The following is a 12,768-nucleotide window of genomic DNA, read 5'->3' on the forward strand; positions in this document are numbered from 1 at the left end:
CCCCCTCGACCCTGCCGAAACGCAGCTGCCCCTATTGAATTCCGGAAGAGTTCGCTTAGCAAGGCGGCTCGACGGTTTTATCCGGTTTTTCGCCGTATTTTCAGGCGAACCCGTCATCCTGGCAACGGCGCACTCAACCCGCCGGAAAGAAGAAAAAGACTATGAAACTGATCGACAAGCGGGTTGTGCTGCATTTCCCCGGATTTGAACCACTTGATGGCGCAGCGCACCGGGCACGGTATGAGCGTACAGCAAGGCAAAGCGCATCCGTCTGGGGCTATAACATCGAGACGGGTACTGCTGATACCGGTCCCTATGTTTCCTTCGATGTCGGTGCCAGCGCTAATGGCTGGCAGACGCAGACCCGCGTCCATGTCTTCGACCATGACGAGCTGGTGCAGCGGTTGCGCGCCGGCAATACGGCAAGCCGCATCGCGGCGGGCTTTGCAAGCTTCTGGCAGGTTGTGCGCGAGGGCGGCATGGCCGGCTATTTCCGGCATGCCTGGCGCTTTGGCCTCTTCTTCATCTTTCCCTTCCTGCTGACGGCTCTCGCAATCGTCGTCACGCTGCAGATCCTGACGCTGCAATATTTGCTCGGACTACCCGTCTGGCACATCGGCTGGAGCGCGCCGCTCGCGGCCATCTTCTTCATCTTCGGCTTCCTGCCGTTCTCGGAGCGCTTCCACACGCTGCATCTTTTTGCCGACTGGGAAATGGCCGTGGCGCTCGCACGCATGGACAAGCCTGTTTTCAACGATTGGCTGGAACAATGCGCGACATCGATGCGCGCAGCGCTCAACGAAGAGGCCGATGAATATGTCATCTCTTCGCACAGCATGGGCTCCAGCGTTGCGGCCCATGTCGTCGGCATTCTGCTGGAGCGGGAGCCGCATGTCTTCAAGGGGAAACGCGTGGTCTTTGCGACACTCGGCTGTGCGATCCTGCAATGCGCGCTGATGTCGTCTGCTACACTCCTGCGCTCGCGCGTCGGGCTGATTGCGCGGTGCCCGGATATTTTCTGGCTCGATGTGCAGTGCCTGACGGACTCGATCAATTTCTACAAGGTGCCTGTCGTCAGCGTGTCCGGCCATCCGGACGCGCCGCAGGCGCGCATGATCCATATCCGCGTGCGGCAGATGCTGACGCCGGAGCACTACAAGAAGATCCGCAAGGATCAGTTACGCGTTCATCGCCAGTATGTGCTGGGTCCGGACAAGAAATCCTCCTTCGATTTCACGCTGCTGACCGCTGGCCCGATGCCGGCATCGGTCTTTGCCGATCCCGAGCAGGACAAGCTGCCGGCCTGAGAGCTCAGCAAAGAAAGGGCGAAGAGGCGTACGTTCGAAACCGATCGCTTCCGTTTCAAAACAAAGAGACCCGGCGGAAGAAGCCTTCCAGCCGGGTCTGTTCATTTCAGATCCTCAGTCGGCCGAAGCCAGCATGTCAATCCGGCGCCGAGGTCTGCAGGGCTAGAGCGTGCAGGACGCCGCCCATATTGCCCTTCAGCGCCTCATAGACCATCTGGTGCTGCTGTACGCGGCTCTTGCCGCGAAAGGCCTCCGCGACGACTTCGGCAGCGTAATGATCGCCGTCACCCGCCAGATCGCGGATCGTTACCTTGGCACCGGGAATCCCGGCCTTGATCATGTCTTCGATGTCACCGGGTTTCATGGCCATGATCGTTACTCCTTGCACATTATTCCGCAGCGACAAGCTCGCCGCGGCCATCCATGAAATCAGGGAACCACGATTCATGTGCATCGCGCAATTGCTGAATCGGCAGTGCAATCAGATCGTCGACGACGAGGGCATCGCCCTTGACGGTGCCGAGGCGGCGGAAGGGCACGCCGGCGCCTTCTGCATTGGCACAGACGAAATCGGCGACATCACCAGGAACCGTCAGAACGTAACGCGCCTGATCCTCGCCGAAGAGCAGGGCATGGGCCGCACCCTTGCCTTCGCTGAGGCTGATGTCGAGGCCCTTGCCCGAGGCCATCGCCATTTCAGCAAGCGCCAGCACGAGGCCGCCTGAGGAAATATCGTGGCAGGCGGTCGCCTGGCCATTGCGGATGACCGAGCGGACGAAATCGCCGTTGCGGCGTTCAGCGAAGAGATCGACTTCGGGAGCCGGACCTTCGGTGCTGCCGACGATATCGCGCAGATAGATCGACTGGCCGAGATGGCTGCCGTCGGTGCCGATAAGAACAACCTTGTCGCCTTCGGCAGCGCTGCCGATGCGGGCCATCTTGCGCCAGTCGGGCATCAGACCGACGCCGGCAATGGTCGGGGTCGGGAGGATCGCGACACCATTGGTCTCGTTATAGAGCGAGACGTTACCGGAGACGATCGGGAAATCGAGTGCACGGCAGGCTTCGCCGATGCCCTTCACGGCGCCGACGAACTGACCCATGATTTCGGGCTTTTCGGGATTGCCGAAATTGAGGTTGTCGGTGGCCGCCAGCGGCAGGGCGCCGGTTGCGGTAATGTTGCGCCAGCATTCAGCCACAGCCTGCTTGCCGCCTTCGAACGGATCGGCCTCGACATAGCGCGGGGTGACGTCGGAGGAGAAGGCCAGCGCCTTCAGCGGATGACCCTCGACGCGCACGACGCCGGCGTCGCCGCCGGGGAGCTGCAGCGAATTGCCCTGGATCAGCGTGTCATACTGTTCGTAGACCCAGCGGCGGCTGGACTGGTTGGCGGAACCGACGAGTTGCAGCAGCGCTTCGTTGTAATTCCCGGGAGCGGCGACGAGGTTGGCGGGCAGGGGCGCGCGCTTGTCGGATTCGCGCCACGGGCGGTCATATTCCGGCGCCTGATCGCCGAGATCCTTGATCGGCAGGTTGGCGACTTCCTCGCCCTGATGCATGACGCGGAAACGCAGGTCGTCGGTGGTCTTGCCGACGATCGCAAAATCGAGGCCCCACTTGACGAAAATCGCCTTGGCCTCCTCTTCCTTTTCCGGCTGCAGAACCATGAGCATACGCTCCTGGCTTTCCGACAGCATCATCTCATAGGCGGTCATGCGCTCTTCGCGCACCGGCACCTTGTCGAGTTCGAGCAGGATACCGAGGTCGCCCTTGGCGCCCATTTCGACGGCCGAGCAGGTGAGGCCGGCGGCACCCATGTCCTGGATGGCGATGACGGCGCCGGTCTTCATCAGTTCGAGGCAGGCTTCGAGAAGGCACTTTTCGGTGAAGGGGTCGCCGACCTGAACGGTGGGGCGCTTTTCCTCGATCGACTCGTCGAATTCGGCCGAAGCCATGGTGGCGCCGCCGACACCGTCGCGGCCGGTCTTGGCACCGAGATAAACGACGGGCAGGCCCACACCCTTGGCTTCCGACAGGAAGATGGCGTTGGACTTTGCGAGACCGGCGGCAAAGGCGTTGACGAGGATGTTGCCGTTATAGCGGGCGTCGAATTCCACTTCACCGCCGACCGTCGGCACGCCGAAAGAATTGCCGTAGCCGCCAACACCGGCAACGACGCCGGCGACGAGATGGCGGGTCTTGGGATGATCCGGCTCGCCGAAACGCAGCGCGTTCATGGCAGCGATCGGGCGCGCGCCCATGGTGAAGACGTCGCGCAGGATGCCGCCGACACCGGTTGCGGCTCCCTGATAGGGCTCAATATAGGAGGGGTGGTTGTGGCTCTCCATCTTGAAGACGACGCAGTCGCCGTCATCGATATCGACAACACCGGCATTTTCGCCGGGTCCCTGGATGACGCGCGGTCCCTTGGTCGGCAAGGTGCGCAGCCACTTCTTGGAGGATTTGTAGGAGCAGTGCTCGTTCCACATGGCCGAGAAGATGCCAAGCTCGGTAAAACTCGGTTCGCGGCCGATCAAATCCAGAATGCGCTGGTATTCATCCGGCTTGAGGCCGTGGGAAGCGATGAGTTCCGGCGTGATCTGGATGGTGTTTGGAATGGTCATGAGCTCTCGAAAATCCCTGCCTAGAGCAATCCAGCAAAAGTGCGCAGCGGTTTTGCATTCGGATTGCGTGAAAACAAAGAGATGGAGCGTGCCTGTGATTTACGGAAAACAGACATGCCCCAGCGCGTTTGTCGTGTCTTTAGCTTATGTAGGAAGTGCGCGCGACAGGAAAATGCCTGCCATCAACAGAGGGCAGGCATCAAAGAATTCGCAGCCATGTCGTGAACGGTCGCGGCCGATCAGAATTTGTAGCCGACCATCAGTCCGGCGCGGGTCATGCCGTCGTTCGGACCGTCGCAGAGATTGGCATTCGAGGAATGCGCAAGCTGCGCCATCAGGTTCCAATTGCTGGTGAAACGATAGCCGGCGCCGAGATATTCGTGGAAGAGCACGCGACAGCCGAGATCCGGACCGTCGTCATTGCCCCTGATATCACCGGTATGGATGACGCCGCCGAAACCGGCTTCGGCAAAGATCTTGTCGCTGAGATCGACAGTCCAGGTGAAACCGGCGAAAAACTGCGTGGCTTCGCCCTCAGTGCCGATCGACGTGCCGACATGGACGCGCGGATGCATGAGCTGCTGCTTCCAGCCTGTGGCCTGCTCGAAACCGAAGGGATCGAAGAGGGCCGTAATCTCCGGGAAAACGCCGTCTTCTCGGGAATGACCACCTTGAACGGAGGCGGAGGCGCCGAAGCGCAATTCGTCGAAGATCCTGCCTGCGGCATTCGCCGATGACATTCCCAAGCTGCTGGCAACAACTGCGGCTGACGCGATACTCGACAGGCGTAGCAGGCATGAACGGAAATCGGATTTCATCTGCTGTCCTTTGATTCCCGCTTAAACAGCGGAATGGGACAGAGGTAACATCCGGGTGTCAGCGGTAAAGCGCGGGTGTTCCAGTTGCGGTCGTTTCCACGGCCCTGACACCAAATTGCAACAGGTCAGATTTCCCCATCATAGGCGGAGCCGCCGTTTTCCAGTAGACGTTTCAATATCATAAGCCCTGACAACATCTCGTTTCTATCCTTCGGCGAGGAGATTCCGATGCGCACGCGGTGATAGACCTTCTCTCCACGGGCCGCCTTGAACTCATCCTCGTCGTCTACCAGAACGCCATCCCGGTAGGCGGCGTTCTTGAACGTGCCGGACATCCAGGGCTCGGGAAGTTTCAGCCACAGGAAGGGCGCATGCGGATGGGATTCGAACTCGAAACCCTGCAACTGCTCGCGCGCAAGCTTCACACGGACTGACAGCTCTGCAACGCTTGCATTGCGGATCTCGTGCGCCTTGCCGCTCTGGATCAGCCGCGCGCATGTTTCGGCCAGGATGAAGGGCAGGCCGCCCGTGACCATCTTGTGGGTGACCTTGATGCGCTGGGCGAAATGCGGCGGGCAGGCGACCCAGCCGCCACGCACGCCGGCGGCAACCGACTTCGACAGGCCGTTGACCAGGAAAGTGCGATCGGGCGCGATTGCCGCGAGCAACGGCGTAGCGTCATTGGCCATGCCGCCATAGAGATCATCCTCGATGATCCATACACCATGCCGCCTGGCGATATCGGCAATGGCGACGCGCCGTTCATAGGGCATGATCGCAAGCGTCGGATTGTGGACCGTCGGCATCAGGAAGATCAGCTTCGGATGCTGCTGTAGGCAGAGCCGCTCGAAATCCTCGGGAATGACACCGTTCTCATCCGACTCCACAGTCAGCGTGCGCCGGCCGAGGAGGCGGACGCTGCGGCTGACCTGCGTATAGGTGAGGTTCTCGAAGACGATCTTGTCACCGGGCGCAGACACGGCGGCTATGACCGAAATGGCGGCGGCATGCGCGCCGAGCGTCGGAACAACGTTTTCGACGTCCGGCGACCAGCCGGCACGGGCCAGCCACAGGCGGCCGGCTTCGAACCAGTTGCGCGGGAAGCTGCGCGAATAGGAGGAGATTTCCGCCAGATGCTGCTCGCCGATCTCTGCCATGATGCCGGCGATGATCTTGCCCTGACCAAGATCCGGGGCGGCGGTCGTGTCGAAGCGAAGCTTGTTTGCCGGAGCATCCGCGATGCGGGTGCCGCTCAGCGAAAGTGTAACGGGATCCACCTGCTCGCTCGGCGGCGTGTCAGCTCGGTCGAGGACATAGGTGCCGCGGCCAACTTCGCCGGCGACGAGACCGCGCTCATGGACTAGCGCATAGGCACGACCGATTGTTCCGATTGTCACCCCGATGTCATAGGCAAGATTTCGCTGCGGCGGCAGCTTGCTGCCTGCCGGCAAAGCACCGGAAGCAATGGCGGATTCGATATTGTCCGCGAGCCGCATATAGACCGGGCCGGAGCCCTGCGAGAGATCTGGGAGCCAATTTGTCATGGTGACAATGAATAGATTGTCACCCTCACACTGTCAAGACTATGTGACAATCACGAAGACGGAAACAACAGGAGCAAGGGATGTCCGTTGTACCTCAAATGAAGGGTGATATTGTATCGATTGTCTCTATCGATAGCCCGCACGAAATTGTCCTCCCGAGGCAGGCGCCGGCCACAACTCAGCTCGGCCGCTTGTGGGCAAGCTTGCTTCTGTGGCGCCAGAAGCGGGAGGGACGCCGGGCGCTACGCGGACTGACGGCGGATCAGCTCAAGGATATCGGCCTGTCGCACTCCGATGCCGCACGCGAGGTCAGCAAGTCGTTTTTCTGGGATCAAGGCTGAAGCATTTCCCTTTTCTCGAAAACGGGAAATACTCCATCCATTATTTCAGGCAATTCCGGGCGCAGAACCGCTGCACGATTTTGCTGAATTGCTCTAGCTGCAGGCGCGGTTGCCGCCCGACCAGCGGGTGACATCGGCAGCGATGCGACCGGCGACCGGCTCGGACATCATCGGACCGAAGGCCTGCATCTTGGCCGGATTGCCTTCGGCCTGCACCACGAGCAGCGGCCGGCTTTCCGGGCTGCCCTTGTGCACCACGAGGATGCGCGGGCGGCCGGAGAAGGAATTGAGTTCCGGTGCGAGCCTGTAAGCGGCGAAAGCTGTGTCGCCCGACTTGAACCAGCAGCTATTGGCGCCGAGCGCCACACGCTCCATGGTCGACAACGCACTCCGGTCCGGCCCCTTTGCAGGTGTCGAGGACTGGCAGGCAGCGACGAGCGCGGCAAGGGCGGCAAAGGCAGCGGCGTTAGTGATGGCTGCGAAAAGGCGAGGGCGCATCTATCTTGCTCTTCGGCAGAAATCAGGCGGCGATGACGTCGAGCGCCGAGGCAAAGAGGCCGCGGCCATCCGAACCGCCATGGGCGGCTTCGATGAGATTTTCCGGATGCGGCATCATGCCGAGAACATTGCCCTTGGTATTCATGACGCCGGCAATGTCGTTGACCGAACCATTCGGGTTGGTGCCATCGGCATAGCGGAAAACGACCTGGCCGTTGCCTTCGATGGCGGCCAGCGTTTCCGTATCGGCAAAATAGTTGCCGTCGTGATGGGCGACGGGGCAACGGATGATCTGGCCCTTTGCATAGGCACGGGAGAAATCCGTTTCGGCATTGACGACTTCGAGCTTGATCTCGCGGCAGACGAATTTCAGCGAGGCGTTGCGCATCAACGCGCCCGGCAGCAGGCCGGCCTCGACGAGGATCTGGAAGCCGTTGCAGACACCCAGCACCTTCACGCCCTGGTTCGCCTTCTCGATGATTGCCTGCATGACCGGCATGCGGGCAGCAATGGCGCCGCAACGCAGATAATCACCGTAGGAGAAGCCGCCGGGAATGACGATCAGGTCGACGTCAGGGATTTCCGTCTCCGTCTGCCAGATCGTCACCGGCTGATGACCGGAGATCTTGGTGAGAGCGGCGATCATGTCACGATCGCGATTGAGGCCCGGAAGTTGAACGACGGCTGATTTCATAAGGTCCCCGCATTTGGCGAAAGATATTGAACTGGAACGCTTTCGGCGAGCCATACTCCATTGTCCGAGACAAAGAAAGAATGCCCTTCTGAAAACATGCGGGCTGCGTCTACACGCAGGATTATATGGTCGCCCTTGCGGCGCGTTGCAACGACCTTCGCCGTCTGCGCATCCGCAGAGAGATGGACGTGATGCCGTTCCATCTTCTTCAGGCCTTCGCGCTCGATCAGCGGCCAGTTCAGCAGCGACGTGCCGTGAAAGAGTATTGCGGGCGGCTCGACCGCCTTCAATGCCAGATCGACTTCGACACTATGGCCTGATTGGCGCGAATTCTGTTATCGACCAGCGCAAAGCGCTTCTTCGGGCTGTTTTCGATGATCCCGATAATATCGTCGCGCGTGACATCATATTTCGATGTCACCGCCTTTTCGAAATCATCGAAGGATACCCATCCCTCGGCATCGAGCGTCAGGCTTGCGGCTTCCGGCGCATGGCGCAAAACATAGCTCATGAATTTCGAGACTTCCGTCTCCAGCTTTGCCTGCATGACGCTTCATCCTGAAGGCCCGCCCATGCGACGGGCCTATGATCGTCAGTCGATCGCGATCGCGTAATTCTCGATGACCGTGTTTGCGAGCAGCTTTTCGCACATGGCCTTGAGATCCGCTTCAGCCTTGGCCTTGTCGGTGCCTTCGAGCTCGAGGTCGAAAACCTTGCCCTGGCGGACATGGCCGACGCCGCCGAAACCGAGGGCACCGAGCGCGCCTTCGATGGCCTTGCCCTGAGGATCGAGAACGCCGTTTTTCAGCGTGACGGTGACGCGAGCCTTGATCACGTGTTTTTCCCTGCTTTTACTTACTTGACCAGAACGGGGCCCGTGCCGCGCACGGGCTCGTTTTCATTGATGATGCCGAGACGGCGGGCAACTTCGGAATAGGCTTCCAGCAGACCGCCCATATCGCGGCGGAACAGGTCCTTGTCCATCTTCTTGTGTGTCTCGATATCCCAGAGGCGGCAGCTGTCCGGGGAGATTTCGTCAGCCAGGATGATGCGCATCATGTCGCCTTCGAAGAGGCGGCCGCATTCGATCTTAAAATCGACGAGCTGGATGCCGACGCCGAGGAAGAGGCCGGTCATGAAGTCGTTGACGCGGATGGCGAGCGCCATGATGTCATCGAGCTCGGCCGGATTGGCCCAGCCGAAGGCGGTGATGTGCTCTTCGGAGACCATCGGGTCCTCGAGCGCATCCGACTTGTAATAGAATTCGATGATCGAGCGCGGCAGGACCACGCCTTCCTCGATGCCGAGACGCTTGGCGAGCGAGCCGGCGGCAACGTTGCGCACGACGATCTCGAGCGGGATCATCTCCACTTCCTTGATCAGCTGCTCGCGCATGTTGAGCCGGCGGATGAAGTGGGTGGGAATGCCGATCTTGTTCAGATGGCTGAAGATATATTCAGAAATACGGTTGTTGAGGACGCCCTTGCCATCAATGACTTCGTGTTTCTTCTTGTTGAAAGCAGTGGCATCGTCCTTGAAGAACTGGATCAGCGTGCCCGGTTCAGGTCCCTCATACAGAATCTTTGCCTTGCCCTCGTAGATACGGCGGCGACGGTTCATTGTGGTTATTCTCTAACTGTTGGCGCTCTTGGGATAGTGCGCGTGGATCGATCTCGTGGCGTCCCCTTAAAGGAAAAGAGAGAGTTTCACAATCCGCCTGTCACTCCTTCCCCGGTTTCCGGCCTTGGGCGGGAAAACCGCAAAGAGAATCGAAATCTTGCCAGGAGGAGACTACCGCCTTTTTCTTTACGGTGGAATGAAGGCAAAATCTCGGAGGGTTTATACAGGGCTTTATCTGGAGGCCGTCTTGGAGACAGGCCGATCGACCGACCGGCGCAGATCCCTCTGCAGCGCGCGCGCTTCCCCCTCCGACCGCCGCCAGCTTTCGCCACGGATGAAAGCCGGAATCTGCAGGCCTGACATCGGCCGGGCGAGGGCATAGCCCTGCAGCATGTCGCAGCCGAGCTCCTCAAGGATGCGAACGTGATCGGCCGTCTCGACGCCTTCTGCGGTAACGAGAATATTCAGCGAGCGGCCGATGTCGATGATCGAGCGAACGAGCTTGCGCTGTTCGGCCGATTGCGGCAGCCGGCTGATGAGTTCGCGGTCGATCTTCAGTGTTTTCGGGCTCAACCGCAACAGGCTGACGATCGAGGCATGACCGGTGCCGAAATCATCGACCTCGATATCGATACCGAGTTTCTTCAGCTTCTTGAGATTGGCGGTAACCGCCTCGTCGCAATCATCGAGCGAGATCGATTCAAGCAGTTCGAAGGAGACCGTGCCGGGCTCGATCTTGAGAGAACGCAGCTTCTTGCCGAGCTGCGGATCGGACAGTCTCCGGCCGGAGACATTGACGGAGATGCGGGGAATGGCGAAGCCTTCGCGGATCCAGGTTTTCCGGTCGGCTATTGCCTGTTCCAGGATGAGCGCATCGATGATGGAGACGACGTCGAGGTCTTCGGCAATGTCGAGGAAGCGATCGGGGGCGAGCAGGCCATGTTCGGGATGCTGCCAGCGGGCCAGCGTCTCGATACCCGCGATATCGAGCGTGCGGGCATCGAACTGCGGCTGGTAAAAGGGCACGAATTCGTTGCGCTCCAGGCCGATCAGGATTTCATCGGCCAGGCGCTTGGCCGTCAGGATCGTGCGGCGCGCTGCATTGGAGAAGAATTCGTGGCGGTTACGGCCGGAGCCTTTCGCCCGGTAGAGGGCGATATCGGCGTTGAGCAGGAGCTGTTTTTCATCGAGCTTCGGGCCGCTGTCGATGGCGATGCCGATGCTGGCACCGAAGCGGCAATCATGTCCCTCGTATTTGATGGGCTTGCGCAGCTCGCGGATGATGCGCTCGGCGACGGTGGCGATCTTCTTGGACGCGGTGTCGACGATGCAGAGAACGACGAATTCATCGCCACCGATGCGAGCGACGAAGTCGGTGGCGCGAATGGAGTCGCGCAGCACCTTGGCGGCGTGTTTCAGCATATGATCGCCGGCGCGGTGGCCGAGCGTGTCGTTGATCTGCTTGAAGCGATCGAGATCGATATGAAGGACGGCAAGCGCCAGCCCTTCCTCGCGACAATGGGCGGAGCGTTCCTCCAGCATCTTGTCGAGATAGCGGCGGTTCGGCAGGCCGGTCAGATAATCGTGGAACGCCAGATGCTCGATGCTTTCCTTGGCGGCTTCGAGTTCACGGTTGCGGGCTTCGGCAAGATCCTTGGCGCGCCGCAACTCGTTGCGCAGCGCCACTTCTTCCGTGACGTCCCAATTGGCACCGATCAGCTTGCGGCAGCCATTGCCGTCGACGAAGAAGGCACCACGGGCGCGAATGATGCGCAAGGCACCGTCACCCCTGATGATTCGGAATTCGTGATTGAAGCCGGTCTGGTCGCGGACATGGCGCTCGACAGTGCCAAGCACGCGCTCGCGATCCTCGGGATGGATTGCGTCAGGCCATGCAGTTACGGCCGAGAGATGATCGATGCCCTTCAGGCCGTAGATGGCAATGAGACGCTCGTCCCATTCGACGGTCCCGTGGTCGATGTCGGCCTCGAAAACGCCGATGTCGCTGATCTGCAAAGCAAGGTCGAGGCGGCGGGAGAGCTGCGCCAGCATCTCCTGCGTTTCCTTGCGTGCGGTGATGTCGGTATCCGTGCCGACGACGCGCTGGGCTGTGCCGTTCTCATCCCATTCGACCGGCGCACCGCGGCACTCGATCCAGACCCAGTGGCCGTCCTTGTGGCGTTCGCGATACTCGAAGACATGATAGTCCGGATCACCGGCATTCTGGCGCTCGATGGCGTCGATGACAAAATCACGATCGTCGGGATGGACGAGTTGCAGCCAGGCTTCGTACTCGCCGTCGGCCTCCTCGTCAGGGGCCATGCCGCGAATACTCTTCCAGGTCTGCGAATAGTATTTCTTGTCGAGACGGTAATTGTGGTCCCAGACGCCGAGGCCGGAACCGACGAGCGCGTAGTTCCATCGGCTTTCGCGCTCGTTGATATCTGAATCGTCGGTGTAGCTTGCAAACCCGTCAGCAGCCTGTTCGTCGCGATTGACATCGGCGGCGGTTTTGGGCGGATGGCTTTGCTTCACGGGGCGCGCTCTCGCTTTTCTTGCGTCAGCGCAGTCTGCGGTCTTTCCATTAAGAAATGCTTAGAAAGCGATCGCTTAATTCACTGGAAATGCCGGATTTTTTGGCTTCCTCAGCCCGGCAGGCGGCTTAGAAACTGGGCAAAGACCATCGTGCCTTCCGGCCAGGGGCCGTGACCGGATTCGGCATTGATGTGGCCGGAATCGCCGGCATCGACCAGGAAGGAACCCCAGCTGTTGGCGATATCGTCGGCATGCTCGTAAGTGCCGAAAGGATCGTTGCGGCTGGCGACAGTGATCGAGGGGAAGGGCAGCGGATCGCGCGGGTAGGGGCCGAAGGTCATGAGATGCTTCGGACGAATATCCGGATTGGCGACATCGGGCGGCGCAACGAAGAAGGCGCCGGCAACGCGCTTCTGAAACATCGGGATTGCGTGGATCACCGAGGGCACGCCGAGGGAATGGGCAACGAGTACCACGGGGCGAGTGGAAGCATTGACCGCTTCGGCGATGCGGACGCTCCAGTCCTCGCGCACGGGCTTGGACCATTCCGCCTGCTCGACGCGGCGCGCGGTGCTCAATTTTGCCTCCCAGCGGCTCTGCCAGTGGTCGGGACCGGAGTTGGTATAGCCGGGAATGATGAGGATATCTGCGTCTGAAGCTCTCATAATGTCGCCGATGTGAGAAAGCTTGACCGCGATGTCAAGGGAAAGAGCGACTTAGCTCAAGAAATTTGCTATGGTGGCTGCATGCCGGTTGCGTTCTCGTGTCGGCCCGCTTTGTGCCGCCA

At 60.2% G+C, this 12,768-nt stretch carries 12 protein-coding genes and 1 pseudogene; 2 read left to right on the forward strand and 11 right to left on the reverse strand.

The window, feature by feature from the left end:
• Positions 1–161 precede the first annotated feature (161 nt).
• Positions 162–1,307 carry a hypothetical protein gene (locus AC1DF8_RS14190; protein WP_478153977.1) on the forward strand — a complete coding sequence of 382 codons (1,146 nt, stop codon included), beginning with the start codon at positions 162–164 and terminating at the stop codon, positions 1,305–1,307.
• A 136-nt stretch (positions 1,308–1,443) separates the two neighbouring features.
• Here AC1DF8_RS14190 and AC1DF8_RS14195 read toward each other — a convergent pair whose 3' ends face one another.
• The 4 genes from AC1DF8_RS14195 to AC1DF8_RS14210 form a co-directional block, all read right to left on the reverse strand.
• Entirely contained in the window at positions 1,444–1,677 is a 234-nt protein-coding gene (locus AC1DF8_RS14195; protein ID WP_004676237.1) for a BolA/IbaG family iron-sulfur metabolism protein, read from the reverse strand.
• Positions 1,678–1,696: 19 nt separating this feature from the next.
• Positions 1,697–3,931, reverse strand: coding sequence for a phosphoribosylformylglycinamidine synthase subunit PurL (purL, locus tag AC1DF8_RS14200; RefSeq protein ID WP_113117014.1), 2,235 nt, complete (start codon positions 3,929–3,931; stop codon positions 1,697–1,699).
• A 239-nt stretch (positions 3,932–4,170) separates the two neighbouring features.
• Positions 4,171–4,749 (reverse strand): acyloxyacyl hydrolase, encoded by a 579-nt coding sequence (locus AC1DF8_RS14205; RefSeq protein ID WP_478153978.1) that lies wholly within the window; start codon positions 4,747–4,749, stop codon positions 4,171–4,173.
• Positions 4,750–4,874: 125 nt separating this feature from the next.
• A complete protein-coding gene (locus tag AC1DF8_RS14210; RefSeq protein WP_112547743.1) occupies positions 4,875–6,293 on the reverse strand; it encodes an aminotransferase-like domain-containing protein in 1,419 nt (472 codons plus the stop codon).
• Between the two features lie 80 nt (positions 6,294–6,373).
• Here AC1DF8_RS14210 and AC1DF8_RS14215 point away from each other — a divergent pair, with 80 nt between their 5' ends.
• Positions 6,374–6,634: a DUF1127 domain-containing protein gene (locus AC1DF8_RS14215; RefSeq protein WP_113015830.1), complete on the forward strand. Its 261-nt coding sequence runs from the start codon at positions 6,374–6,376 to the stop codon at positions 6,632–6,634.
• 93 nt (positions 6,635–6,727) lie between these two features.
• Here the strand turns inward: AC1DF8_RS14215 and AC1DF8_RS14220 are convergent, their stop codons facing one another.
• The 7 genes and pseudogenes from AC1DF8_RS14220 to AC1DF8_RS14250 form a co-directional block, all read right to left on the reverse strand.
• Positions 6,728–7,132, reverse strand: coding sequence for a hypothetical protein (locus tag AC1DF8_RS14220; protein ID WP_478153979.1), 405 nt, complete (start codon positions 7,130–7,132; stop codon positions 6,728–6,730).
• Positions 7,133–7,154: 22 nt separating this feature from the next.
• Positions 7,155–7,826, reverse strand: coding sequence for a phosphoribosylformylglycinamidine synthase subunit PurQ (gene purQ / locus AC1DF8_RS14225; RefSeq protein ID WP_112968194.1), 672 nt, complete (start codon positions 7,824–7,826; stop codon positions 7,155–7,157).
• Positions 7,823–8,373, reverse strand: a pseudogene (locus tag AC1DF8_RS14230) (RNA 2'-phosphotransferase). The gene purQ and the pseudogene AC1DF8_RS14230 overlap by 4 nt, the downstream one beginning before the upstream one ends.
• Positions 8,374–8,418: 45 nt before the next feature.
• The gene (gene purS, locus AC1DF8_RS14235) at positions 8,419–8,661 is read right to left on the reverse strand and encodes a phosphoribosylformylglycinamidine synthase subunit PurS (protein ID WP_007826230.1); all 243 of its coding nucleotides are present in this window, start codon (positions 8,659–8,661) and stop codon (positions 8,419–8,421) included.
• A gap of 20 nt (positions 8,662–8,681) precedes the next feature.
• Complete coding sequence (gene purC / locus AC1DF8_RS14240; RefSeq protein ID WP_007826228.1) at positions 8,682–9,446, reverse strand: phosphoribosylaminoimidazolesuccinocarboxamide synthase; 765 nt, start codon at positions 9,444–9,446, stop codon at positions 8,682–8,684.
• A 231-nt stretch (positions 9,447–9,677) separates the two neighbouring features.
• Positions 9,678–11,981 (reverse strand): putative bifunctional diguanylate cyclase/phosphodiesterase, encoded by a 2,304-nt coding sequence (locus tag AC1DF8_RS14245; protein ID WP_478153980.1) that lies wholly within the window; start codon positions 11,979–11,981, stop codon positions 9,678–9,680.
• Positions 11,982–12,091: 110 nt separating this feature from the next.
• Positions 12,092–12,646 (reverse strand): RBBP9/YdeN family alpha/beta hydrolase, encoded by a 555-nt coding sequence (locus AC1DF8_RS14250; RefSeq protein ID WP_113015835.1) that lies wholly within the window; start codon positions 12,644–12,646, stop codon positions 12,092–12,094.
• Positions 12,647–12,768 lie beyond the last annotated feature (122 nt).

Source organism: Rhizobium sp. 05N49 (assembly GCF_056396805.1).